Annotated in this window: 20 protein-coding genes; 13 read left to right on the top strand and 7 right to left on the bottom strand. The window is 50.2% G+C overall.

The window, feature by feature from the left end; genetic code table 11:
* Nucleotides 1-153: 153 nt before the first annotated feature.
* Nucleotides 154-1,368, top strand: coding sequence for a TlpA family protein disulfide reductase (locus EG028_RS17485; RefSeq protein WP_120517754.1), 1,215 nt, complete (start codon nt 154-156; stop codon nt 1,366-1,368).
* Between the two features lie 22 nt (nt 1,369-1,390).
* On the top strand, nt 1,391-2,074 hold the full coding sequence (locus EG028_RS17480) for a hypothetical protein (RefSeq protein WP_123864706.1): 684 nt from the start codon (nt 1,391-1,393) through the stop codon (nt 2,072-2,074).
* Here EG028_RS17480 and EG028_RS17475 read toward each other — a convergent pair.
* Both EG028_RS17475 and EG028_RS17470 read right to left on the bottom strand, forming a co-directional pair.
* Nucleotides 2,056-6,060 (bottom strand): chemotaxis protein CheB, encoded by a 4,005-nt coding sequence (locus EG028_RS17475; protein ID WP_120517756.1) that lies wholly within the window; start codon nt 6,058-6,060, stop codon nt 2,056-2,058. The two genes, EG028_RS17480 and EG028_RS17475, sit on opposite strands and share 19 nt — an antisense overlap.
* A 5-nt stretch (nt 6,061-6,065) precedes the next feature.
* On the bottom strand, nt 6,066-6,518 hold the full coding sequence (locus tag EG028_RS17470; RefSeq protein ID WP_120517757.1) for a response regulator: 453 nt from the start codon (nt 6,516-6,518) through the stop codon (nt 6,066-6,068).
* Between the two features lie 359 nt (nt 6,519-6,877).
* On the opposite strand from EG028_RS17470, the gene EG028_RS17465 reads away from it, so the two are divergent.
* On the top strand, nt 6,878-9,487 hold the full coding sequence (locus tag EG028_RS17465) for a DUF7133 domain-containing protein (protein ID WP_120517758.1): 2,610 nt from the start codon (nt 6,878-6,880) through the stop codon (nt 9,485-9,487).
* Between the two features lie 332 nt (nt 9,488-9,819).
* On the opposite strand, the gene EG028_RS17460 is transcribed toward EG028_RS17465, so the two are convergent.
* The 3 genes from EG028_RS17460 to EG028_RS17450 are packed head-to-tail and all read right to left on the bottom strand — an operon-like array spanning nt 9,820 to nt 11,203.
* Nucleotides 9,820-10,272, bottom strand: coding sequence for a DUF1569 domain-containing protein (locus EG028_RS17460; protein ID WP_120517759.1), 453 nt, complete (start codon nt 10,270-10,272; stop codon nt 9,820-9,822).
* Nucleotides 10,269-10,691, bottom strand: coding sequence for a VOC family protein (locus tag EG028_RS17455; protein ID WP_120517760.1), 423 nt, complete (start codon nt 10,689-10,691; stop codon nt 10,269-10,271). Before EG028_RS17455 ends, EG028_RS17460 begins: the two co-directional genes overlap by 4 nt.
* A 38-nt stretch (nt 10,692-10,729) precedes the next feature.
* Nucleotides 10,730-11,203, bottom strand: coding sequence for a helix-turn-helix domain-containing protein (locus tag EG028_RS17450; RefSeq protein ID WP_120517761.1), 474 nt, complete (start codon nt 11,201-11,203; stop codon nt 10,730-10,732).
* Nucleotides 11,204-11,341: 138 nt separating this feature from the next.
* Here EG028_RS17450 and EG028_RS17445 point away from each other — a divergent pair, with 138 nt between their 5' ends.
* A complete protein-coding gene (locus EG028_RS17445) occupies nt 11,342-12,880 on the top strand; it encodes an MFS transporter (protein WP_120517762.1) in 1,539 nt (512 codons plus the stop codon).
* Nucleotides 12,881-12,937: 57 nt separating this feature from the next.
* Entirely contained in the window at nt 12,938-13,246 is a 309-nt protein-coding gene (locus tag EG028_RS17440; RefSeq protein WP_123864705.1) for a hypothetical protein, read from the top strand.
* Between the two features lie 138 nt (nt 13,247-13,384).
* On the opposite strand, the gene EG028_RS28090 is transcribed toward EG028_RS17440, so the two are convergent.
* The gene (locus tag EG028_RS28090) at nt 13,385-13,582 is read right to left on the bottom strand and encodes a carbohydrate-binding protein (protein ID WP_394364027.1); all 198 of its coding nucleotides are present in this window, start codon (nt 13,580-13,582) and stop codon (nt 13,385-13,387) included.
* 135 nt (nt 13,583-13,717) lie between these two features.
* On the opposite strand from EG028_RS28090, the gene EG028_RS17430 reads away from it, so the two are divergent.
* The 5 genes from EG028_RS17430 (at nt 13,718) to EG028_RS17410 (ending at nt 18,603) form a co-directional block, all read left to right on the top strand.
* Nucleotides 13,718-14,338 (top strand): hypothetical protein, encoded by a 621-nt coding sequence (locus EG028_RS17430; RefSeq protein ID WP_120517765.1) that lies wholly within the window; start codon nt 13,718-13,720, stop codon nt 14,336-14,338.
* 196 nt (nt 14,339-14,534) lie between these two features.
* Nucleotides 14,535-15,428 carry an aldo/keto reductase gene (locus EG028_RS17425; protein ID WP_120517766.1) on the top strand — a complete coding sequence of 298 codons (894 nt, stop codon included), beginning with the start codon at nt 14,535-14,537 and terminating at the stop codon, nt 15,426-15,428.
* Nucleotides 15,425-16,597, top strand: a complete 1,173-nt coding sequence (locus tag EG028_RS17420) for an enolase C-terminal domain-like protein (protein ID WP_120517767.1) — start codon at nt 15,425-15,427, stop codon at nt 16,595-16,597. Before EG028_RS17425 ends, EG028_RS17420 begins: the two co-directional genes overlap by 4 nt.
* A gap of 19 nt (nt 16,598-16,616) precedes the next feature.
* Nucleotides 16,617-18,179: a sodium:solute symporter family transporter gene (locus EG028_RS17415; protein WP_120517768.1), complete on the top strand. Its 1,563-nt coding sequence runs from the start codon at nt 16,617-16,619 to the stop codon at nt 18,177-18,179.
* Between the two features lie 16 nt (nt 18,180-18,195).
* Nucleotides 18,196-18,603 carry an L-rhamnose mutarotase gene (locus tag EG028_RS17410; protein WP_120517769.1) on the top strand — a complete coding sequence of 136 codons (408 nt, stop codon included), beginning with the start codon at nt 18,196-18,198 and terminating at the stop codon, nt 18,601-18,603.
* Nucleotides 18,604-18,612: 9 nt separating this feature from the next.
* On the opposite strand, the gene EG028_RS17405 is transcribed toward EG028_RS17410, so the two are convergent.
* Entirely contained in the window at nt 18,613-19,485 is an 873-nt protein-coding gene (locus tag EG028_RS17405; RefSeq protein ID WP_120517770.1) for a helix-turn-helix domain-containing protein, read from the bottom strand.
* Between the two features lie 263 nt (nt 19,486-19,748).
* Between EG028_RS17405 and EG028_RS17400 the strand changes: the two genes are divergently transcribed.
* Genes EG028_RS17400 through EG028_RS27750 form a run of 3 tightly spaced genes read left to right on the top strand, consistent with a single transcriptional unit; the run spans nt 19,749 to nt 24,894 of the window.
* Nucleotides 19,749-22,865, top strand: a complete 3,117-nt coding sequence (locus EG028_RS17400; protein ID WP_120517771.1) for a SusC/RagA family TonB-linked outer membrane protein — start codon at nt 19,749-19,751, stop codon at nt 22,863-22,865.
* Between the two features lie 19 nt (nt 22,866-22,884).
* Nucleotides 22,885-24,699, top strand: a complete 1,815-nt coding sequence (locus EG028_RS17395; protein WP_120517772.1) for a RagB/SusD family nutrient uptake outer membrane protein — start codon at nt 22,885-22,887, stop codon at nt 24,697-24,699.
* A 54-nt stretch (nt 24,700-24,753) separates the two neighbouring features.
* Nucleotides 24,754-24,894 carry a hypothetical protein gene (locus tag EG028_RS27750; protein ID WP_162946555.1) on the top strand — a complete coding sequence of 47 codons (141 nt, stop codon included), beginning with the start codon at nt 24,754-24,756 and terminating at the stop codon, nt 24,892-24,894.
* Nucleotides 24,895-24,913 lie beyond the last annotated feature (19 nt).

Below are 24,913 nucleotides of genomic sequence, written 5' to 3'. Positions count from 1 at the left end.
GACAGAATTATCCGTATTCCGGTGAAGGTAAGCTTAATTGGGGTGGGAAGGGGGATAAGGGCATGAATTATAAAACTTTTACATTAAATTTAGCAACGATAGTTTGTATTGATATAGCATTTTCTCAACGGACAACCAAAACGTACAGTAAACATGAAAATTTACGGCAGAAACCTATTGATAAGCTGGCTGTTGATCCTTCCGGTCTTCGCCATAGCGCAGGAACGGGATATTAGTGTCAGTCTTGCGCTGAACGAAATCAACCAGTCCAGGGGTACCGGAAGGGAAATCGTTACGCTGAAGGAGGTACAGATATGGTGCGCCGGGAAAAAACCGGACAGCGTCCTGTGGGCGGTACGCTATGGTTCAAAAGGGGAAACGGAATGCGGAGAGGTTCCCGCCTTACAGGTATTGACAAGGAGGACAGGAAAGAGCGGGCTGGAGGTCTGCATCCTGCAACGTTATAATCCCTTTCTGAAAAAAGAGATGGTACATAGCTACGTGTACGATTCACTGAAAAAATGGAAGAAAAGCAATTACCCGGAGAGCGCCGTGCCGCGGACCGTAATAGACCTGCCTTTTTGTAACGGTAAGCAGACTGTCTTCTTCCCATCCGAGATGTATTTTTATCCATTTAATACAGGGGTATCCTATCCGGATTCCTGTCTGAACGAGATGCCGCTTGGTGTATCCCTGGGTAAGAGCGGGGTGGTGAAAATGGGAGACGACAGTATTTTTTTATTAAAACGGTACTATACCGCTCCTGACCATACCATATCCATGAAGGTAAAAGAAAACGGGGTGTTGCAGCAGGACCTGGTGACAATGACAACCCGGCTTGTTTATAAAAACATTTACAGGTGGGCGGATACCCTGGTGATAGGGGAAAAGTTGTATAAGGTAGACAGCATTAGCGGAGACTGGCAGACCGTCTATATGCGGCAGCTGAAGGAAAAGCGGCTGACGCTGAAAATGCCGGAAAAATATATGCGGCAGCTGGAGCCGTACTTCAAAAACGCGGAAGAATACCTGTTATTGGATTTCTGGGGCACCTGGTGCAAACCCTGCATAGCGGGTATGCCCGATTTGAGAGCGCTGCATGATAAAGTAAAGACCAAAGTCCCGTTCGTCAGCGTGTGTTTTGACGACCCGGAGAAATATGCCAGAGCGGAGGAGATCTTCCGGGAAAACAAGCTCACGTGGCCGCAGATATTCTGCAATATGAAAGACAGGAAGTATACGATGGTGGGGGAATTGTCGGTGACGACATTCCCGACCTATATGCTGGTCAGTAAAAGCGGGGAGATCTTTTTTAGTGCGAGTTCCGGCGGGTTTGATGAATTGAGCGGGATACTGCAAGGGAAGTGAGATAAATTGCAAAATATTCCCGTTGCTGCCAGTAAAAGGAATGCCTGCATTCAGGCATACACAATACAACCTATACATGATAAAACCTATGCGAAATGTGTTAATAATATTTGTGATCTGCTTTGCAGCCTGTCAATCACCGGGTGAAAGGCAGGATTCAACGGCAAAGGTGCCTGAACAGGAGATATTTACTGCATCAAAAATTGAGCCCCTGTTCGGAGGACTAATGGACAGTCTCAGTTGTAATTTTGTGCTCCACATAATAAAGGATACAGCATTGTTGGATTTTTACAAAAAAAGCCGTGAAGACTTCCTGAAGGATAGTATAGTTTACTTTAACGCGGTGGCTTCTTTTTTTAATGCGGACCGGCAGATCCTCGAGAAACTTTTATTGTTTCAGGGGGATTCCGCCAAATGTAACTGGGTATCTTCACCCAGTCCGTATTCTTCTACAATACGGGCCTGGGAAATAAATTTAAGAAATGAAGAGGGCGTAAAAGTGTTGATATATGATTACATCATGCACCATTGCGACGGGAGGAAAAAGATCACTACATCCCCCGGGCTGATTGAAGATATAATTGAAACCTTTACGTTAAAGGATATGAAAAGCTGGATTGCAGCCAATAAAAACAAGCCGTTAAAAGTGCTTTGCACGAAACTGCAGGATGAAATAGCAAAACAATTTTATTCCGAAGGCAAATAGATGTCGAAGGTCGCGCCTTTACCCAGCTGGCTGGTGGCGATAATAATACCATTGTGGTTCTCCACTATTTTTTTGACGATGGCCAGGCCGATACCCGTTCCTTCGTATTCTTCCTTGCCATGGAGTTTCTGGAATACTTCGAAAATACGTTCACTAAATTGGGGCTCAAAGCCAATGCCGTTATCTTTTACAACGATATGGCAGTACCGCTGTTTTGGAAAGAGCCGGGTGTTCTTTAGTTTGTTGCCCGACGCGATCTTCCCTTTAACAACTATGTGTGGGGGCGCTTCGGCATTGGAGAACTTGAGCGCGTTACTCAGCAGATTGTATATTACCTGGTAAAACTGGAAAGGGATGACCCTGGGCACACAAACCCCGGTGACCTCTATGACGGCATTTTTTCTCTCGATATCTTCTTTTAAATCCGTCTTTACTTCTTCTACGACTTTATCAAGATAAACGTTTTCATAGGTACGGTCAGCGGCATTGGCACGGGAGTAGGTCAGTAAATCTTCGAGAAGTTTCTGCATACGGCTGGCAGCGGAATTCATACGCTGTAAATAGTCTTTTCCGCTATCGGAAAGGTTCTGTTTTTCTTTTTCGAGAATAAGGGCTGAAAATGCCTGTATTTTTCGTAATGGCTCCTGCAAGTCGTGGCTGGAGATGTATGTAAATGATTTAAGTTCGTGATTTACTGCTTCAAGCGCCTGGTTCTTTTCCTCCAGGCTTGTATTGTTCCTTTCAAGTGCCAGTTCATATTTAATCTTGGTTAATTCCAGCTCAGCACGCCTGGCAACAATTTCTAAAATGGATGTTACTGTTTCCGGGTCTTTGATCTTCTGCTGGTGCATGATTGCAATTAGTCCCATGGCCTTTCCCTCTACGTCCAGCAAGGGGTAGCCTAAATACCCTTCCACTTTTAACCGGGTAAGCATCTGGTCTTCCGGGAAGGTTTGCCTGCATTGTTCGGGATATGCACGTACTGCTCCGTTTATTACCTGTTCGGCGGGACCATGAAGCAACGGAAATTTTATATTTTTCGTGAGCTTGCCAAATGATGTAATGGCAATAGTTTGGATAACAGGTTCATGGGTGTTTGTATCTTCAGTTTTTCCAACCAAAACGTAATCCAGTCCTGTAAATTCAGCGATGAATAATGCAAGTGAGTTAAAAAACTTATTATGAATCCTGTAAATGGCAAACTCATCGGAAAACTCCGTCAGGAATCTTTTGTTGTACCCGGAAACCGAAATCTCCTCTTCTTTTTGCAGCAGGGTTTTATCGGCTTCTTTCCGTTTATTTGTTTCCTTCAGTACAGACTCTTCTAATTCACGGGTATATAATTTACTTTCCTCAATATTTTTATAAAGGAGCGCCTTTTCCCTTTCCTGTTGCTGTAAAATTTCCGTAACATCCGCAATGGCCAGGAGAATAAGCTGCTCGCGGTGATTTTTCTGTATAATCCGATTGGCGTTGAGTAACATTATTCTTTTTCCGATACCGGGAAAAGTATGGGTGATTTCAACATTGCTGAGGCGGGTGCTTTTTGTAATGATGTCTTCCAGCAATGCCCGGAGACGGGGGATATCCCATTGTTTATCTCCCACCTCATAAAACAGGGCGTCCAGAGCCGTTTGTTTGTTGATATTAAATGTTTTATAAAATGTGTTGTTGGCGGACCTGATACGGAGATTGGTGTCAAGAATGACTATTGGCTCGTGAATAGTAGAAATGATAGCTTCCGAATATTCATAAGACTCCATCAGTAATTCATTGCGGGTCTGCAATTCCTGGTTGGCAACGATCAGTTCTTCATTAGCTGAATCGATCTCTTCTTTGGATGTTTCCAGTTCTTCATTCAGGGTCTGTAATTCTTCATTGTTGGAAACCACCTCTTCGTTGACGCTTTGCAATTCTTCGGTAATTGTTTCCTGTTCCTGCGCATAAGCAAGCATATCTGCACGCACGATGGCCAGTTCGGTTTCCAGTTTCTTTATTCTGCGGTCTTTTGCCAGCGAAGTGCTTTTTCCTGTCTTATCGTCCGTTGCAATTATTTCAACCGTTTTTTGTTCTGAAAAAAGTACGAGTAAAAAAGGCTCTTCTCCCTCTATCTGAAGAGGGGCTACCACAATACTGAACAATCTTAGTGAGCCATTGACCTTCATTTCAATGTTTTCCTTACGGGCAGCCTGTTTCGTTCTGATTGCCTTTTGGATGGCGATGCGCAGCTCAAAGGCAATTTCGGGACGTGTCAGCTTTAGGATATTCAGGGTGGCTTTTCCGGATGAGTGGGTCAGGTATAGATCCGTTGCGCCCCGAAACTCGAGGATCTGCTGGTCATAATTGATCACGACGCTTGCGGGCAAATATTGCGTCAGTAAAATTCTATCTATAGCGCTTCCCAGAGCATGCGTTTGATCGGGAGTGGCCTTAATTGTTTTGACAGGTATGTTTTTGGCGCCAGGCTTGCCTTTTAGAAATTGCGGCATAAGGTCCGGCTGCAGGCGTGCAACTGAATTTTTCTTAACCGAATAGAGTTTGTATTTCTGGTTGGTGGTAGAAAAAAGCTGGTCAGATGTGCCGATAGTCTCTGATTTTCCCAGCATGAGATATCCTTGTGGCTGTAATGCATAATGAAAGGTGGTAATGACTTTTCTTTGCGCGGGCAGGTCGAGGTAGATCAGCATATTGCAGCAGCTTATAAAATCTACCCGGGAAAATGGTGGATCGCTTAATACGTTATGTGGGGAGAATGCGCATATATCACGTACTGCTTTAGCAATACGGTATTTAGTACCCGATTTTGTAAAGAAACGTTGCAGGCGTTGGGGTGAAACAGATTTGATCTCTTCTGCCTGGTACTCACCAATACGCGCCTTGGCGATAGCCTGCGCACTCAGGTCTGTAGCAAAGATCTGAACCGGTATTTGGCTGGATTTTTTTCCTTGTATTTCCAATAAAATCATGGCAATGGAATACGCTTCTTCTCCTGTAGAGCAGGCGGTCACCCATATGCGCAGTGTCTCTCCGTCCTTTTTATTATTATGCAGCCTGGGTAACAGGGTGTTCTTTAAATACAGGCAGGCATCCGGGTCTCTAAAAAAGCTGGTGACATTGATGAGCATATCCTGGTATAATATCGATGCTTCATCACTTTTCTCTTCCACCAGTTTTGCGTATTCCTTCAGTGTTTTTATATTGTATAACATCATCCTGCGCAGGATACGCCTTTTGATGGTACTCATTTTGTAGTGGCTGAAATCCACCCCCATTCTTTCGTATAAAATTGTAAATATGCTCTTCAAATGCGGATTGTTGTTGTCAATCACATCTTCTTTGCCGGTGTTCGCTATTTTTTGCTTTGGGTTATCATATTTGCTGATGCGGTTCAATTCCCGCGCAATGTCTTTGGGCGCCAGGATAAAATCCACTACACCGGCGGAAATTGCGGACTTGGGCATGCCGTTGAATTTAGCGGAACTGTCCTGTGCAAAGGTGAGCCCTCCGGCAGCTTTGATAGCCCCCAATCCTAGTGAGCCATCGTTGGCATTACCGCTGAGGATGACGCCAATGACCCCTCCGGGGTGCTTTTCCGCAAGGGAGCCGAAAAAAACATCAACAGGTAAATTAACGGACCGGTCTTTTTTGCGGCGTGTTAATTTTATGTGCCCGTCCGTTACCGTCATTTCTTTATCTGGTGGTATCACATAAAAATGATCCGGTTCAATCAATAACTTGTCTGTTGCTTCCTGTACGGTTATTTTAGTAGACCTGGATAAAAGGGCGGTGAGCATGCTTTTATGGTCCGGGCTGAGATGTTGTACGTAGACGAATGCCATGCCTGTGTCCGGCGCGAGGTTCGTTATTAGTGCTGTGGCCGCTTCCAATCCGCCCGCGGAGGCGCCTATACCAACAATAAGGAAAGGTTTTTGAGATCTTTTCTTATCAGTATCTTTCTTTTTAACCGTGGCTGGCGTAGATCTCATTGTTTTTATTTTATATTACCTGTCAGTACAAAGTTTTCTTTTGAAGGCTGTACTGAATTATCTTCCGCTACGGCCGTCAATGCCAGGTAAAGTAATTTTGTGAGCTGTTCAAATTTATTGGGCTTCCTGATATACAGGTATGCCCCGTCTTGATGAAGTTTATTCACGATCTCCGGCTCTAAAGAGGTAGAGAAGATAATAACAGGCAATTGTTTTAATTTTTCACTGCTTTTTATTTCAACCAGGCACTCGAAGCCATTTTTACGTGGCATATTAAGATCCAGGAAGAGGACGTCGGGGAGCGGACTTTCTTTATTAAGCAATTGCATAAGCTGTTCTCCATGGTATACGGTCACCAGTTGTGTGGGCAAAGACAACTCTTCCAATGCCTCCTTAAACAGAAGGCAATCATCTTTATCGTCATCTGCCAGTATTACAGAAAGGTGATTGTCATTCATGATTACAGTTGTTTATTTGGTTAATTCCTCTTACAAAAAAAACTGCATAGCGCGCATTCAGTTGAAAATGATGATAAGGGCTTCCTCTCGCGTGGGAAAAATAGTGCCACTATTTGGTATGAGTTGTTAAAGGTATGAAAATGAGGGCGTATTATATTGAATTACCCCATGTTTCGCCTGGTAACAGGTTTAAATTAGCAAGGATTTTAGATTGTGGAAATAAATACACAGGATGTATGCCTGCATTCAGTCGTTTTTTTACTTATAAAATATTTCTGCCGCGGAAATATTTTTTTTCTAAATTGACCGGCTCTTTGATAAGCATATGGGTTACCATATTAAATTAACTGTACATACAAATGATCAAATTTTCACTGACGCTGTTTTATTCCGTCACAGTATTTATGGGCGCAAAACATTTTCTGAAAGAAGCGCCATCCACTGCTACATACCCGCCAGAATTAACGATCTCAAGATTTTCAGGTCCGGACGTAACGCCCAGTCCCGCTTGCCTGGCGGTGGCACCCACCGGCGAAGTGTTTGTAGGCGTGGATATGATCGGCTCGCTGGGGAAAGACCCCGGTAAAGGCCGGATACTCAAGCTGATCGATAAGGACAACGACGGCACCATGGACCAGCATATCGACTTTGCAGAGGTGGACAACCCCCGCGGCATCATGGTGCTGGGCAGCAAGGTGTATGTGTTGCACACCACATTCTCCAAAGAAACCGGTAAAGCTACAGGCATGGCCCTGGTAGTGTTTGAAGATAAAGACGGGGATGGAAAAGCGGACGGCGCACCCCAGCCGCTCATCGAAAATCTCAGCAATACCAAATACATCCAGGAGCGGGGAACCGATCACGCCACCAATGGCATCAGGATGGGTATCGACGGCTGGATCTATATTGCCGTGGGCGATTTTGGATTTCATAACGCCACGGACCGGTCCGGCAAAAAACTGACCATGCTGGGTGGAGGGATCGTAAGGGTGCGCCCGGACGGTACCGAAATGGAAATATATACCCATGGCACGCGCAATGTATATGATGTGGCCATTGATCCTTATATGAATGTGTTCACCCGGGAAAACACCAATGACGGCGGCGGATGGAACGTGCGGTTTTCGCACCATATCCAGACCGGCGAATATGGTTACCCGGTATTGTTCCAGCATTTTACAGATGAGATACTGCCGGCTCTTGTGGATGTAGGCGGTGGCTCCGGTACCGGCGCCCTGTACATGGCAGAGCCCAACTGGCCCGCGAAATTCAACAATGTGCCCATGATGGCGGATTGGGGCAGGAGCATGTTGTACATCCACCGGGTAACGCCCGATGGGCCTACCTTCACCCAGAAAGAAGAAGAATTCCTGGCGATCCCGCAGATCACGGACCTGGATGTGGACGGCTCCGGCAGGCTTTTCCTGTCGGCATGGGATGGCGCGGGTTATTCCGGCAGCCCCAGCAAAGGATATGTGATCAGGGCGGTGCCGAAAGACTGGACCTACCAGGCTTTTCCCGAGCTGGCCAAGGCTTCGGTGGAGGAACTGGCGCAACTGCTGAAATCGGGTAGCGCGGTGACGCGTTTATACGCTTCCCAGGAACTGATCGCGCGCAATGATCAGCAGGCAAATGCCGCCGCACTGGCCATTGCTTCTGATGCGCAGCTGCCCTTGTATACCCGTGTGGCCGCTATTTACACGTATGCGCAGGCAGCCGGAAAAGATGGTATCCCCGAATTGACGGCCCTTACAAAAGACGCCGCCGTGAAGGAACATGCATTACGTGCGTTGGCGGACCGTAAAGACGTCCTCAAAGATGTGCCTGCGGAACCTTTCCTGGAAGCCCTTACAGATACTTCCACACGCGTACGCGCCGCCGCGATCATCGCGCTGGGCCGTTCCGGCAAAACTGAAGTGGCCACCGCTTTGTTACAAACCAAAGTACCCGCTTCATTTGTGGAGCCCGCCAAAGATGTGGAAGGGCCTCATGCCACGCCCAATTCCGCGATAGTACTGCCGCACCTGGCCGTTCAGGCGCTGGTGAACCTGCACGCGGTGGATGCCGCTGTGGCGAACATCAATGGTGCAAATTCAGCCCTCGCGCTGTGGGCATTACGTTATATGCACGATCAGAAAGCAGTGAGCGGCCTGATCGGTGCTTACGGGCAGTCCAAAGACGAAAAACTGAAAAAACAGATACTGGCCACACTGGCGCGTTTGTACAAAAAAGAAGATACCTACGATGCGTCATGGTGGTGGGGCACCCGGCCGGATTCGCATGGCCCTTATTATAAAGCCGTGCTCTGGGAAGGATCGAAAACCATCGAGGCATTCCTGAAAAAGGAAGCGCTGAAAGTTCCCGCCAAAAAACAGTATTTCAGGGACCTGGACGCCCGCAACAGGATGGAGATCGCGGCTTTCGCACCGGTGAAGAAAGCGGAACCCGTTGTGGCAAAGGAATCTAAAATAGACCTTGATAAAATAAAAAGTAAAAAGGGCCAGGTGGGTAAATCTTCCATCGAAGACGTATTGCTGGCCATTAATAAATTAAAGGGAGACCCGGGCAAAGGCAAACTCCTGTTTACCAGCCAGGGTTGTGTGGCCTGCCACAGTGTCAATAAAGGCGAGAAGATGAAAGGGCCTTTTATGGGCCAGGTAGGCTCTATCATGAACCGCGAGCAGATCACGGAATCCATCCTCAAGCCGAACGCCTCTATTTCACAGGGTTTCGCTACGGTGACGATCACCGCGAAGGGGAACAAATCCTACATGGGATTTGTGACGGAAGAAACCGCGGCTAAAGTGGTGTTGAGAGATATCGGCGGCAACGTATACACCGTTAAGACCAGCGATATCCTTTCCCGCAAGGAAATGAAAACATCCATGATGCCGGCGGGGCTGGCGAATGCACTGTCTTACGAAGAGCTTGCATCGCTGGTTACTTTCCTTTCCCAGCAGAAGAAATAACGGCATAGACGGAAGAAATAAGTATGCAAAACCCGCTCTAAGAGCGGGTTTTGTTATTGGTCCCAGTCGTTAGTTAAAACTATGCATTTTAGTGCAAGGGCTTTAGTAATGCGGGAAGATCTAACACAGAACTGGCGTTGTTTGGTGCGTCATTGTGAAAAGGTCGTCATTGCGAGGAGCCGCGGGGGATTTGTGCGGGCGCTGCGACGAAGCAATCTCCAGATATTTGGCGTACATCCATTCGATGCAGGAGATTGCTTCGTCGCCCCACCCACTTTAGCGCTGCTACTCCTCGCAATGACGGGATTTGGGCCTTTCTTTTATCCATCCCCTTACACCCCAAACTGTCTTAAATGATGATCCACATGTTTGTAAGCAAAGACCCCGATCTGCTCCTTTGTCATCTTCCCGAAAAAATCATGAATGAATCCTTCATTGGAAAAATGCGCGTAATCCGCGATCAGGCCCTTCAGGATATCCCTTTGGACCGCTACGTCCCCGGCCTTTTCCTTTATGGTGAAGGCTTTGCCGGCGGGCATCCCCTTTTTCATGGGTGTATCGTCCCTGGTATTGCTTTTAAGCGCCATTTTCCCGAAGATCTTCCCCAGGAATTCCTGCCGGAGATCTGAATGTTGCTTGCCCTGTACCCAGGCATTCCAGGTGTTGCAGTGTTTTATCATCTGGTAAACATTCATTTTACCCCATTGGGCCTGGCTGCTTTCCCCCAATGAATTGATCCTGTTGGTCAGCTCGTCTCTGACGGCTTTGTCGAAGATGGTTTTCATACGGTCATCTGGTCTATGGGCTGCAAAGAAAAATAGTTCCCGGAATCATCCTTGAATAGCGCCTCTGTTCCATAAAACTCTTTGGTGGGTGATTTGATGAACTCCACGCCTTTGGCTTTGAGTTCTTCATAAGTGGCGTGGATATCTTTGCAGGTGAGAACGCCGCAGCCAAAAACGCCCTTTTTAATAAGCGCTATCAATGCATCGGCCGTTTCCTGGGGAAACATTTTGCTGACGGTGACAGGGAACAGAACGATCTGGAGATCGGGCTGATCAGGAGGGGAAACGGTTAGCCACCGGGTGTCCGGTCCCATCGGGATATCATCTACCAGCCTGAAGCCAAGTTTATTTACGTAAAAATCCAGCGCCCTGTCCTGGTCCAGGACGTGGATGTTCGTAATGCTCATTTTCGTTATCATTATCCGCCTTTTTGGTTAAGGCAAATGTCGGGTGAGAATTACAAACCGGCCTCTTCAAAATTGCTATTTTCATTCCAGCCGTGCATATATGCATAACAACCGGGAACAAAAGCTAAAGGGGCCTGGCTGATTTTGGCCTGTAACTGTTGCTGGCTGGCCTGGTATTGGAGCGGGGAGACACCCGTTATTTTTTTGAAAAGGGTGCTGAAGGAAGTGGGGCTGGTAAATCCAACTGAAAAACAGGTATCACTGACGGACTGGCCGGCCCGCAGCAATTCCCGGGCTTTTTCGATCCGTACGGAAACAAGGTACTGGTGGGGTGTTTTTCCATATGCGGAACTGAAAAGCCGTATAAAGTGGAATTTTGAAAAACAGGCTTCGTCGGATATGTTGTCCAGTTCTATTTTATTGCTGTAATTGTTGTCAATGAACAGTTTCGCCCGGACTACCCGCTGGTAGAGGTATATCTTCGGGTATTGTTCATCTTTCACCTGGTCCTTAATTACTTGCATATCTTGTAGGTTTTGACAAAAATGGGCTGTCTGTCTGTATTAAGGTAATAAATTACAGGTATATAGACAAGACTAAAGCCGTTTCCACAACGGAACATTTCGTACCTCCGGCGCGTTAATTCAGTAACTTCAGATACTATGGCAACAGTCGCACTCAAAAGCGCAGCGGGCAGATGGCTGATGATCCCCGTCATACTGGCCTCTGCTATGGCTTTTATAGATTCCACGGCATTAAATGTTGTATTACCGTCCCTTCAGCAGGACCTGGATGCATCCGGGGCAGAGCTTTTCTGGATATTAAACGCTTACCTGCTCATGCTGGCCGCGCTGATATTGATCGGCGGCACGATGGGCGACAGGCTGGGCCGTAAAAAGGTGTTTATGGCCGGTATATTCGTCTTTATCCTGGGCTCTGCAGCCTGTGGGCTGGCCGGCAGCGCTGGCCTGCTGATCGCCTTCAGGATCATCCAGGGCATAGGCGGCGCGTTTATGATACCGGGCAGTTTGTCGCTCTTGTCTTCTTCCATTCATGAAAAAGAAAGAGGCAGGGCCATTGGTACCTGGTCCGCCGTCACCACGCTGGTGACGATGGGCGGGCCTGTACTGGGCGGTGCATTGGCCGATGCGGGCCTTTGGCGGTATATATTTTTTATCAATGTACCGATAGGCATTATCGCATTGCTGCTGCTCTGGGGAAAAGTAAAAGAAAACCTCGATAACAGTACTCCGCAGCGGCCGGACTTTGCGGGCGCAATACTGATCGCCCTCGGGCTGGCCGTGTTGACATTTGGTTTTCTGCGTATGCCGGAGCTGGGATTCCGCCACCCGCAGGTATATCTCTCCCTGGTAGCCGGGGTATTGTTGCTCGTTGCCTTTGTCGTGGCGGAAAAGAAAAGCCCTTACCCGATGATGCCGCTGAACCTGTTTGCCAACTTAACCTTCAGCGGCGCGAACCTGCTCACGTTTTTCCTGTATGCGGGCCTGGGCGCGGGAATGTTGTTCCTTTCGCTGAACCTGGTACAGGTGCAGGGTTACAATCAACTGCAATCGGGGCTTACATTTTTGCCTTTTACGGTGCTCATGATCGTGATTGCCCGTTTCGCGGGCAGTCTTGCGGACAAATACGGACCGCGGCTGTTCCTGGTGGCCGGCCCTTGTATCGCGGGCATTGGTTTGCTGATGTTGTCCTTTGTAAAACAAACAGATGGCCCGGCCAGCTACTGGACCACCTTTTTCCCTGGCATTGCGGTACTGGGGCTGGGTATGTCTTTCACCGTTGCACCGCTTACGGCCACCGTTATGACCGCATTGAGCGATCGCCTGTCGGGTACCGCATCCGGGATCAACAATGCCATTACGAGGATAGCGGGGGTATTTGCTAATGCCATCTTCGGGGCGCTGGCGGTGTTGTTGTTTGCCGCTTCGCTGCAAAGAGATATCCAGTCGTTGCCGGTGAGCGAAAAGGAAAGACAGGAGATCGTGGCTCAGGCGGTAAACCTTGGCAATGCAAAAGCGCCGGCGGCCATTGGCGCCGGTCACAGAGAGGCGGTAATGAAAGCTTATCACCTGGGTTTTATTGACGCCTATGGAAAAATCATGCGGATATCCGGCATGCTCGGCATATTGGGCGGGCTGATGGCTTTGGTTTTTATCAGGCCGAAGGCGCGGGAGAAGTAAAAAAATGCGACATAAAGAAGACCCCGCAGGACGGGGAGTCCACCCCCTTTTCCATGCATGAAACTTACCAGCTTTCTCCTTCTCGCCATTTGTTTACATGTATCAGCCAGCATATTTTTGCAATCTATGGTCTCAGAGTTGACAATGGGCGTGATCTCCATCACGACCCGCAACGGGGGCGGCAAATTGACCGTCAACTTCAGCAGCACCGCATTCCTCACCGCCAAACCAGACGCAGATCATCTGAACCTGCTCAACTCCTGGCAGATGGTGGACATGCAGCAGGAGCTGTTTAACTTAGGGGCCCCACTTATGACGACGCATCAGACGCGCAGTCCAACTCAAAACCGTGGAAGCGTTTTATAACTAAGAGCTCCGCCTGATTTGACCAAGCGGAGCTTGACAAAATCTTCAATAATTTAAGGAACTCGAACGGGCAAAGCCAGATGGAAAACCTGCACCAGGAATCTAGCAATATCTGGCATCCACCTTACAGTGACATTATCAGCTGCAAGCTCCCTGGTCCTCCCAGACAAGAGATATGCCTGGCATCTCTCCTTGAGTCCACCATTTAGCTACATATAAGCGTCCGTTATGTACCACAAATTGCCCGGCGTTATAGACCGTTCCAGATGACCAAGGTAGAACGCCGTTGCATGGAACCCTGAATTTAATTGATTGAGTGGACGGAATTGTAGGCATGTAACTGTTTCCTGCATGGCTTGGCATGGTTGAAGAGACCGCTCCTGAAATAGCTAAAGTAATCAGATACTTTGTTAAAATGTACATCTGATAAAATATTTAGGGTAAAAAAATATAATATTTCAAATTTAACGAGTGCCGCTGTTTTGTCCCAGCAGTGAAATTTTTTGCCACTCTTACACCGTTACCGGAATAAAAATAGACGATCTACAGGCTGAGCCCGGGCCTGGCGAAACGCTGATACAGGAAGAAAGCCGGGATTATGCGCCCGAATTTATCCCGGCCCGTTTTTCCGACAGCGCCGGGGCCATTGCTCCCAAACTCTCGGCATACAAAGCTGATGGCGCGGTAGTATCCATGGTGGGCGCGGTAAGCCTCCGGTATGGGCAGGAACATGGCTTTCATATCATCCCGCTGCTGACCGCAAAAAACAACGAAGCGTTGGCTATTGCGGCCGAAAGACAAGTACAAGGTAAAACGCAGCGGATCATCGTGACTGGTGATGCTGATTTTATGAGCTCCGGCGAGCTGGCGCGGCGCAAACCGTATATATGGAACCAGCCGCTGATCACGGAAATGTTCCGCTGGTTCACCCATGGCAAATTTCCCGTCAACACCGGCGCTATCAGGTCGAAAGATGTTATTGATACGAATGATAAGGGTATCCTTGCCATGCGGATATTTTTCTTTGGCGTGATACCGGGATTGCTCCTGGTGTTTGCAACGGTGCTGTTGCTGTACAGGAAAAGGAGATAAGATTGACGATAATACATATTCTTTCAAAGATTAAACAGCCGGTTTTTGCCGGCTGTTTTTTTTATCCTGGAAAAAGCCCATACCTGAGCGGTCAAAAAAACATGTAAATTGGTCAAAATGCATCTGGCAGGAGTGCGTTCGCACAGGCTACATTTGAGCTGACTGAAACAGATAAGAAAAAAGTAAAATTCCCGGGATGAAATTGGAGCGGCTTATATTGGGAACGGCCGGCATCGGCGGTGTTTGGGGGCCGGTGGATCCGGCGGCGTCCGTTGAAACGGTGCTCGCGGCGCTGGAACATGGAATTGGGGCGATAGACACCGCTCCGGCATATGCCCATGCAGAAACTTATGTGGGTGAGGCCCTCCGGCAATGGGAAGGCCCCGTACCCGCTGTAAGCTCCAAAGCTGGCCGCCTGCAAGGTTTTACTGCCTACGACGGCCGGTATGATTACAGCCGCGGCGCAATGCTTCAAAGCGTGGGCGAATCGCTCGAAAAACTAAAGCTCCCGGTACTGGATGTACTTTTCCTTCACGATCCTTCCCAGGTTCCCCGGCAGGATTTCGGGCATGTCGTGGACGTGTTGCGGGAAATCAAAGAGATGGGCCTCGCAAAGGCCATCGGGCTGGGCGGCAATCCACCGGAATGGGCCTGGCCATGGCTCCGGGATGGTGCATTTGACGTTTTGATGGAGTACAACCGGCTGAACGCCTGCAGTACCGTGGCGATGGAAACCTCCCTGCCGGAAAGCCTCAGCGCGGGAGTGCGTTACTATGCAGCCAGCCCGCTAAACATGGGCGCACTCGGCGGGCAATTTTCCGCATTCACCGGCAATCCCCCCGGGTGGCTGCCCGAAGCGGACATCGAAGCCGCCCGGCGGCTCCACGCCCTTGCGCAAACCGAATGTATGGAGCTTCGCGCCATGGCACACCGTTTCCTCCTTTCCCTACAATTTTCTTTCAACATCGTTATCGGCCCTTCCAACCCGCAGCAACTGGAAGCGACCCTCGGCGATTTCGCCGCCGGACCGCTGCCACAGTACCTGTTTGAGAAAATTTTGCATTACAGCAAGGACACATTACCAAGATGAAAGCAATCAACGACCAGATTTTTAATATTTCCCGGGTGAAGCTTAATGTGCTGGAAACAGTACCGGCCGTAACGCCCTTCCAGGACGCTACCATGGGCCCGTTCCTCACATTCGGCCTGGCGGTCATCACGCTGGAGGATGAAAACGGTATCCTCGGCGAAGCGCCGGTATACAGCAGCTACACCAATATCCTGGAATCCTGTTTCCTGCCCATCCTCCTGCACAGCAAAGGAATGCCTTACAGCGAACTGTACAGCAAGTTGTATTGGTCTATCCGCAACGAAGGATTCCGCGGTGCGGCGGCAGCGATGCTGGGGCAGATAGATTTCGCCCTGCACGATCTGGCTGCGCGCCGTGCAGGCAAACCTTTGCACCGTTACCTGGGCGCTGGAAGGGACCACGTAAAGGTCTACGGCAGCGGAGGCGGTACCAATTATACCTACGCACAACTGGAATCGGAAATAAGTTATTTTCTCGATAAAGGCGTGGACTGTTATAAAATGAAGATCGGGAAAGATTTTGGCGGAAGGCTGGAAGAAGATGTGGAACGCGTGAAGTTCGTGCGCAGCTTGCTGGGCCCGGGTGTACAGTTGGCGGTAGACGTGAACCAGGTGTGGGACTGCGATCAGGCCCTTCGTTTCCTCGATCTTTCCGCCGCGCAAAACATTGCATGGATCGAAGAGCCGGTGCATTCAGCCGGGATGGAACAGATCCAGCGTTTGTGCGCTGCATCGCCCGTGAGAGTTGCTTTTGGGGAATCGGAGCGTACATCGCGCATGTTCCCGACGCTGCTGCGCCTCGGTGTAAAACATATGCAGCCCGTGCCCACGCAGATTGGCGGAGTGCGCGAATGGGCGGAAGTGCGGGACCTCGCGCAGGCGGGCGGGGCAGATTTTTCATCGGGCGGATATTCGCTGTACACGGCGGGCCTCATGGCTACAGCGGGGGAACACTGCCGCGTTGAGTACCTGTATTCCATCATGTCAGGGCTGGAACAGTATTTTAGCGTACGGCCGGAATGGAGCGGGGGCGGCTGGGAACTGCCGGATATCGAAGGGGCGCCGGTGCGGGTGGATTGGGATTACTGGAAACGAGCCGGTAAAATCACGCGCACGGCGGAATGGGATGCCGCCGGTATGGCCTCTTACCTGCCCAATGTAATTTTATAAACTTTAAAATCGACCATACTTGGACATTACGCTGGACGGATCTGATTATGCAGTGTTGCTACTGTATGTAGCGGTGCTGATGGCAATCGGTTTTTACCTGAACAGCCGGAGCAAAGCCGGTGGCCGCGACATTTTCCTGGGCGGGCGCTCGCTTTCCTGGTGGCAGATCGGCTTTTCGTTGTTCAGTGCAAACGCAGGCCCTTCGATGCTCGTCGGTTTCGCCAGCATCGGATTCACCCAGGGCATGGTGGGCAGCAATTTCGAATGGCTCGCGTGGATATTCATTTTCCTCATGTCCATGTTTTTCCTGCCTCATTACATTTCCACAAAAGTATACACCATGCCGCAGTTCCTGCTCGTCAGGTTCGGCAAACGTTCGTATAATTTCCTCGTCATCTACAGCCTGATATCCATACTGGTCGTATGGCTGGGCTGCGCACTTTACGCGGGAGGGCTCATCATCTCACAGGTTTTTGATATCCCGCTCATGCGCGCGGTGGTGGTGGTAGCCGTTATCGCTTCCAGCTTTACCGCGGTGGGCGGGTTAAAAGCAGTGGTAAGGACCGGTATTTTCCAGTCTGCCGTTATCATCCTTTCATCCGTCATTCTTGTGTACCTGGCGCTCCAAAAGGCGGGCGGGATACAGGCGCTGGTGGATGCGGCGCCGGGGCATTACTGGCGGCTGTTCCGCCCCGCGTCGGACCCGGAATATTCCTGGGTGGCGATGATCCTGGGGTATCCGGTTGTAGGGATCTATTACTGGTGCACGGACCAGACGATCGTGCAGAAAGTACTGGCGGGAAAGGATATGAAAGAAGGACAGTATGGCGCGATTTTTATTTCGGTGTTGAAAATTATCATGCCCTTCATTTTTATTTTCCCGGGCATCATTTGTTTCGTGTTGTACAAAGACATTGCGCAGCCGGACAATGCCTACATCACACTCGTCAGCCAGGTAATGCCGCATGGTTTCCTGGGCCTGTGTATTGCGGCATTGATCGCGGCGCTGATCGATACGGTGTCGTCCGGCCTTAACTCTTTCAGCACCGTATTCACGCTGGATGTGCTGGCCCGCTTCCGGGAAATGGACGATGATGCCAGGAGACGGACGGGGCAGTGGGTGACCGTGCTGGCGGCCGCGCTGGCTGTTGGTGTGGCGTACTTGTTTTCCCATTCAGGGAAAGGGTTCTTCGAATTAAGCCAGGGCATGGTATCGATCCTGGCGCCGCCGCTGTCGGTGGTGTTTGTTGGCGGCATTTCCTGGAAACGGGTGAACCGCGCCGCGGCGGAGGCTGTGCTGTACGGCGGAGGGCTGGTGTGCCTGGTCGTGGGCGCATGCCATGTGCTGAACTTTCCGTCGAAAGAATTCTGGCCGCATTTTATGCTGTTGTCGTTTTATCTTTTCATTGCGATGTCTGCCGTATTGATCGTTGTAACTTTATGCACAAAGCCGCCGGCTGTGCAGGCCCTGCCGTCTATTGCTGAGTCGTGGCGGAGGGGAGGACGTACCAGCGCCGGCGTTTGGACAATGTGGGGACTGCTTGCGGCCGTCATGTGCGCGATTTACTTTTATTTTGCCTGACCTTAATCCGAAATAAATGCGTCATTTTCTAATAGTATCCTTGCTGCTTGTTTTTTCACTCGCCGCCTGCAAACAGGAAGAACGGTTAACCGAAAAGGTGTTCGTGGTGAACATCAAACCGGGCGATGACCGGCTTCGTGAATACCTCGATTATCATCAGGCCGTTTGGCCCGAAGTGGAACAGGGTTTTCGGAAAGCGGGTTACCGCAGCATCCGTATGTTCCGCAGTCAGCATACGCTGGTGATGGTGATTGCAGTGCCGGAAGGCGCCGATCTGGATGAGATGGGGAAGATAGCGGAGTCGCACGATAAACGGTGTGCGGAGTGGAACCGCCTTATGGCCGGTTACCAGGAAGGGGTGGCAGGTACACAGTCCGGGCAGACGTGGACGGAAGCTGTTCCGTTTTACCAGTTCGGGAAATAAGTGATGGGATTAACGGCCGGCGGGCATGTCGTATTGCCGCATGAAATCCCTGGGGGAGAGGCCCTTTACCTCTTTGAAATGTTTGTTGAAATTTGAAAGATTGTTATACCCGCTCATGTAACAGGCCTCTGTTACATTGTGTTTCTTTTCCAGCAGGAGTTTGGCGGCATGCCCGATGCGCACCTCCTTCACAAAATCGATCAGCGTACGATTGGTGCGCGCTTTAAAATACCGGCAAAACGCCGCGGGTGACATCGGCAGGATGTCCGCTACCGCTTTCAGCGAAATTTCTTCCCGAAAATTCTGGAAAATATAATCGAACACTTTGTTGATCTTTTGCGCTTCGCCGGAAGTATTCACAGAATTGTAGTACGGCGAAGAAAGCACGCGTGCCTGGTCCGCATTCGCCAGGATGTCCAGCAAACTGAGCATGAGCGCTACCCGTGCCATGCCGGTTGAGAACAACATCTGCTGCATGATCAGCTTGGCCGTCTGGATCGTATAGCCGGAGAAAGAGATCCCCTTGGCCGCGCGTTCAAACAGCTCATTTATCTGTCGCGCCTCCGGTTTCTCCAGCAATTGCCGCCCCAGGAAATCAGGAAAAAAATGAATGACGGTGGCCTGCGGCGGGATCATGGGATCAAGCACGGTGTAATATTGCCAGCAATGCGGGAGATAACTGCCCATCAGTACCAGTTCGGTGCCTTCGAAGTCTTCGATATGATCCCCGATAAACCGCTTGCCGCTGCAATTTTCCAATAATGCAATCTCGAAATTGATGTGTGATTTCAGCGCCGCATATTTCTTTATCTCCAGTATTTCTGAACGGACGGTAAATGACTGGTCTGGCGGAAAAGTGAAATTTTCATATATGTACTGCATATGAGATTATCTCATTGAAACGACCCTGGAATTTATGTCACTGTATGCTGTGTGCGACCAAATGTACCTAAATATATTGAATTACGCCACCCGGTAGCCGGGCCGAAAATAACCGGCCTGCAAAAAAAACATAGCTAATAGTCAAATTTAGGGTGGTGGAAGGAAAGGTATTGTTGGAATTTTATGTCATTGCTGACACGAAGAGGATATTCCGCCTATCGAGGGGAACTGTTGGTCATTTTTCCACCTATACAATTCCATTTATGAATCAATCAAATCTTAAGCGCTGGATGCTGGGCCTTTTTTGCCTGGTCTTGTATTCCACCAGTATGTATGCACAGGAAAAAATTTTAGTAAAAGGCGTCGTGACCGATTCCCTGGGGGCGCCACTGCCCGGGGCTTCCGTCAGCCAGACGGACGGGGAGAAAATAAATGTTGCCGCGGATGCGGAAGGCAAATTTGAGCTGAACGTTGCCCCCGGCGCCAGGCTCCGTGTTTCCATGACCGGTTACGAACAGGCAATGGTAACGGTTTCCGGTGCTTCTATCCGGATCGTGCTCAGGCAATCGGCCACCTCGCTGAAAGACTTTGTTGTAACAGGCTATGGCTCGCAGCGGAGAGATCTTGTAACCAGCTCCGTTGCCACGATGAAAATGGACGAAGACCGCCGCAATTTTCCAACCACATCGGTTGCAAACCTATTGGCAGGGCAAATGCCGGGCGTATTTGTTTCCACGCCTTCCGGCATTCCCGGATCGTCGCCGGGTGTGCGTGTGCGCGTGGGGACCTCTTTTAACAGTCAGAACGCGCTGTTCGTTATCGATGGTATGATCGCTTCGGGCGACGATTTTAACGCGCTTGCGCCGAACGACATCGATAATATTTCCGTTCTCAAAGACGCGGCGGCAGCCTCTGTATATGGCGCCCGCGCGGCTGGCGGTGTAATCGTCATCACCACGCGCAGAGGCGCAAGCGGCAGAGCACGCATCAGCTATTCCTTCAATACCGGGTTTTCCAAACGCGGTAAAAATGCGGAGCGCACCAGCGCTATTGAAACAGGGGAGATCTTTAACCGCCTCAACCCCGGTTCCAACACCACCTGGTCACAGTCTGATTTCGATTATTTCCGGAAGATCAACAACGGCTGGGGATACGACCAGCTGAACGAAGTGTATAACGATCCCAGCATTACGTCTCACAACCTTAGCGTGAGCGGCGGCAGTGAAAAAATTAAATACTTCGTATCCGGCGCCTATATCAAAGAAGACGCCGTGATGAAGAACCTGACCTTCGACCGCTATAACTTCAGGGCTAACCTTACAGCGGATATCACACCGGAGCTACAGGCCTTCGCCGGCGTATCGCTGGCCAACAGCCTGACCTACGGTCCTCCGAACACCGCGGTTGCCGGTAATCCCAATGACCTCTACCGTAAACAACTGCTCTGGCAACCCGAACAGCCTGTGTGGACAGACAACGGGAATCCCATCGACTACGGCTGGATCGCCAACGTGGGTGCGGAAGCCCGTGGCGACGGCGGTTATATCAAACGCAACTGGCTTTCTCCCAATATCAATCTGCGCCTTCAGTACAAGGTGCCCCGCATTCCCGGCCTCACCGCTTCAGGGCAGTTCTTTAAATCCTATTCCTACAACCGGTCCAAGGCTTTCGAGAAACAATACGACATGTGGGTGATGAAAACGACCGGAGTACGGCAGATCAGCACCGCCGACGCGGATCGTGTTGCGATCAAGAAGTCATCGCAGATCGGAAAGAACTTCCTGCAGGAGGATTATGCGTGGATGTCGTCATACACCCTGAACTTCCAGCTGAACTACGATACCACATTTAATAAAGTGCATCACGTGCGCGCCATGGTGCTGTTCGAGAAATCGCACTGGGAATCTGGTGGCATCAGTACAGGGCGTGATAACTTCCCCGTTTATCTTACGGACCAGTGGTGGGCTACCAGCGGGGACAGGCTTGATTCCTACAACGGCGGCAATACCGAGCAGGCCAACGGCCGCCGCTCCTGGGTGGGGCAGCTCGGCTATGACTACGACGGGCGTTATATCGCGGCCTTCAGTTACCGTTATGACGGTTCCATGCAGTTCGCCTACGACAAACGCTGGGGCTTCTTTCCTTCCGCTTCCGCCGGCTGGATCATTTCCCGGGAAAACTTCTTCAGTAGCGTTAAAAACATACAGTTCCTGAAACTGCGCGGTTCCGTGGGCATTACCGGGAACGACGCAGTGGGCGGCTGGCAATGGCAGCAATCTTACCAGAACGGCAGCTCCGCTTATTTTGGCAACGATGGTAAAACTAATACGGGCATTACCTACGGCCCTATTGTCAATACCGGCCTTACCTGGGAAAAGACGCTCAGCTACAATGCCGGTGTGGATGTGAATTTCCTGGACCACTTCAATGCCACACTGGAACTTTATAAAATGAAAACCTACGATATCCTCGGCCAGCGCCTTGCATCGGTACCGCCCACATTTAGCCGCACGCTTCCCAGCGCAAACTATGGGGAAATGGAGGCGAAAGGAATTGAGTTTTCAATCGGGATGAACCGTGAGGCCGGTGATTTTAAATATTTCGCGAATGCAAATATGGGTTACGGCGCCGCCAAATACATTACCCGCGATGAGAACATCACTTACCCCTGGCAAAAGACAGTTGGCTATAATGCGAACAGGGTAGTGTCCCGCGTGGTTACGGGGATGTTGCGCACGCAGGCGGATGTAGATGCGTTTATGTCAAAGAATCCGTACTACAAGTATTATGGTATTTCGCCCCAACCGGGACAACTGACGTATAAAGACATCAGCGGCCCGAATAACCAGCCTGACGGGCTGATCGACGATTGGGATGCGGAGGTGCTGAAGCCCAACAATAACCCGGTGACCGTTGGCCTGAACCTGGGTGGAGAATGGAAAGGCATTGCATTGCAGGCCTCTTTCAGCGGCAACTTCCACCAATGGCGGATGGTGAATAACCTGGTAGACGGCAACGTGGAATGGAACCGCATGTGGCGCAAATGGTATACAGACGGCTGGACGCCGGAAGCCCCGGGTGCTGAACTGCCCCGCCGTTATTCCGCAAATGACGGCGCCAGGAGAGTAACCAACGACGCCAGTGATTTCTGGATGAAAGACGCCAGCTTTATGAGGCTCCGTTTTCTCGCGGCGTCTTACAGCCTGCCTTATTCCATCACAAACAGGGTGGGCATTGCCGGGCTGAAGCTCTATTTCAACGGCTCCAACCTTTTTGTCATCAGCAAATTCGGGAAAGAATATTACGATCCCGAAATGGCCGACGGGTTCACTTACCCCATCATGAAAGCATTCAACTTCGGCGCCATCCTTTCGCTGTAATCACCTAATTCCGTCAATCATGAAATTCAACAATAAACTCTTTATAATACTTGTTGCGGGCGCCGCGGCGCTTTGCGGTGGCCAGTCCTGTAAAAAAGGGCTCGATTACGAAAACAACAACAACCTTAACCCGGAGACCGTTTGGAAAGATTCAGCCATGATCAAGGCGTTCCTCAGCGACATCTATGGGCGTATGATGCCGGGATGGCCGTTTAACGGCAACAGTTCGGACGAAGGCATCAGCAATGTGCGCAGCATGCCGGACTACAACCGGGGTATCATTTCCGTATCGTCCACCACTTCCGGCCTGAACTACGCACAGATCGACCGGATCAATTTTTTCCTCGACCAGCTGCAGCAAACGCAGCCGGATATTCTTTCTACGCCCACAAACCAGCAATACCAGGGCGAAGCGAAATTCTGGCGCGCATGGTCATATTTCGGGATGGTGAGCAATATCGGCGGCGTGCCGCTCATTCTGCATACCCAGGATGCTGAGAACGTGGATGCGCTGTTCGTACCACGCAACAAAACATCCGAATGCATCGCGCAGATTGTGAAAGACCTCGACAGTGCCATTCTGCTGCTACCGGGTGTGTACCCCAATGCGGCGATGGATTACGGGCGTATCACCCGCGTGGCCGCTATGGCGTTCAAGGGAAAGGTCCTGACGTATTGGGCCAGCCCGCTGTTTAATCCGGCTAACGACCCGGCAAGATGGCAGGCGGCTTATACTGCCACCAAAGCGGCAATGGACGAAGCGGTTACGCTTGGGCATGCACTGCATCCGGTATTTAACAAAATATGGGTACAGGAGCGGAACAAGGAGATCATCATGGTGAACCAGTTCCAGTACCCGAACCATTCCAACAATTTCAACGGCATCAGGCCGGAGCCGCTGACCAAAGATGCATCGAACAACAACCAGCCAATTTTGTCGCTGCTGCTGGCATTTCCTAAGCGCGACGGTTCGCCGATGTTATTCGATAAAGATCAGTTGAATGATCCGGCCTATAATGCGCAGTTTCTCACCGATTTCTACACCAACCGCGACGACCGCTTTTACGCCACCGTATTCTGCGGTGGAACACCTTACCCCACACCGGACGAAGTGGCCCCCATTTACGTGAAAGGGAACAGTTTCTGGAACGTTTGGCGTTACGATGCAGCCGGTAATAAATATGTCAATATCATGAACGTGATACATCCCGCTATGCCCGGGAACCCCAGCATTACCGGGTTCTTCCAGCGAAAAGGGCTTGACACCACGGTGACGGCGGGCCTGGGGGGACAGGCGCAGACCGACTGGCCGGAGATCCGTTTTGCGGAAGTGATGCTGAACTACGCGGAATGCGCCAACGAAGCCGCCCGCCCCGCCGAAGCCCTCCAGGTGCTGAAGGATATCCGCAAACGCGCGGGCATTCTGCCGGGTGCCGGCAATAATTACGGTGTCACAGCTGCCTCGCAGGGGGATATCAGGGAAGCTGTCATCCGCGAACGTTTTGCCGAGTTTGCATACGAAAACAAACGCTTTAGTGATCTCCGCCGCTGGAAACGGTATGATATCCTCAACAGCCAGGTGGCACGTCACGGTCTTTATATCACATTAAAAGATGGACAAATGGTCACACCGGCCGATAACATTATGACAGATGCCGTGAGGGCCAGGTTCACCGCCAATTACATCGACAATCTCGACAACGATCCGAATTTCAAATTTAACATGGACCTGAACCACTGGTTCTATGCGTTGCCCGAAAGCCAGTTGTCGCAGTCAAAAGGCGTGCTGAAACAAAACAAGGAATGGGGAGGAGATTTTGATCCCCTGCAATAGATAACACCATCATCTACAGAAAATACCGACCAGGAGAAAGGAAATGCTAGAAAGATGAACATTATCACCAAAACTTTATGGCTGAGCGCGGCGCTAACGGTTTTTACCGTTGGTGCCGGTGCTTTTGGTCAGCAGAAAATGTTTGGTACAGACCACTCCGCGTTTGCAAATGAGAAGGAATTGTATGCTAAATAGAATAAAAATCTTGTGTGTG

It is taken from the genome of Chitinophaga barathri (assembly GCF_003807585.1).
Taxonomy (GTDB): Bacteria; Bacteroidota; Bacteroidia; order Chitinophagales; family Chitinophagaceae; genus Chitinophaga; species Chitinophaga barathri.
This window is presented reverse-complemented; position numbering and strand designations above follow the sequence as displayed.

Bases quoted from the DNA above. Each gene is read 5' to 3' on its own strand.
- EG028_RS17400 (WP_120517771.1), top strand. From the start codon at position 19,749: ATGAATCAATCAAATCTTAAGCGCTGGATGCTGGGCCTTTTTTGCCTG.
- EG028_RS17470 (WP_120517757.1), bottom strand. From the start codon at position 6,518: ATGAATGACAATCACCTTTCTGTAATACTGGCAGATGACGATAAAGAT.
- EG028_RS17440 (WP_123864705.1), top strand. From the start codon at position 12,938: ATGAAACTTACCAGCTTTCTCCTTCTCGCCATTTGTTTACATGTATCA.
- EG028_RS17445 (WP_120517762.1), top strand. From the start codon at position 11,342: ATGGCAACAGTCGCACTCAAAAGCGCAGCGGGCAGATGGCTGATGATC.
- EG028_RS17465 (WP_120517758.1), top strand. From the start codon at position 6,878: ATGATCAAATTTTCACTGACGCTGTTTTATTCCGTCACAGTATTTATG.
- EG028_RS17420 (WP_120517767.1), top strand. From the start codon at position 15,425: ATGAAAGCAATCAACGACCAGATTTTTAATATTTCCCGGGTGAAGCTT.
- EG028_RS17460 (WP_120517759.1), bottom strand. From the start codon at position 10,272: ATGAAAACCATCTTCGACAAAGCCGTCAGAGACGAGCTGACCAACAGG.
- EG028_RS17425 (WP_120517766.1), top strand. From the start codon at position 14,535: ATGAAATTGGAGCGGCTTATATTGGGAACGGCCGGCATCGGCGGTGTT.
- EG028_RS17485 (WP_120517754.1), top strand. From the start codon at position 154: ATGAAAATTTACGGCAGAAACCTATTGATAAGCTGGCTGTTGATCCTT.
- EG028_RS27750 (WP_162946555.1), top strand. From the start codon at position 24,754: ATGAACATTATCACCAAAACTTTATGGCTGAGCGCGGCGCTAACGGTT.
- EG028_RS17455 (WP_120517760.1), bottom strand. From the start codon at position 10,691: ATGATAACGAAAATGAGCATTACGAACATCCACGTCCTGGACCAGGAC.
- EG028_RS17395 (WP_120517772.1), top strand. From the start codon at position 22,885: ATGAAATTCAACAATAAACTCTTTATAATACTTGTTGCGGGCGCCGCG.
- EG028_RS17475 (WP_120517756.1), bottom strand. From the start codon at position 6,060: ATGAGATCTACGCCAGCCACGGTTAAAAAGAAAGATACTGATAAGAAA.
- EG028_RS17405 (WP_120517770.1), bottom strand. From the start codon at position 19,485: ATGCAGTACATATATGAAAATTTCACTTTTCCGCCAGACCAGTCATTT.
- EG028_RS17450 (WP_120517761.1), bottom strand. From the start codon at position 11,203: ATGCAAGTAATTAAGGACCAGGTGAAAGATGAACAATACCCGAAGATA.
- EG028_RS28090 (WP_394364027.1), bottom strand. From the start codon at position 13,582: ATGCCTACAATTCCGTCCACTCAATCAATTAAATTCAGGGTTCCATGC.
- EG028_RS17410 (WP_120517769.1), top strand. From the start codon at position 18,196: ATGCGTCATTTTCTAATAGTATCCTTGCTGCTTGTTTTTTCACTCGCC.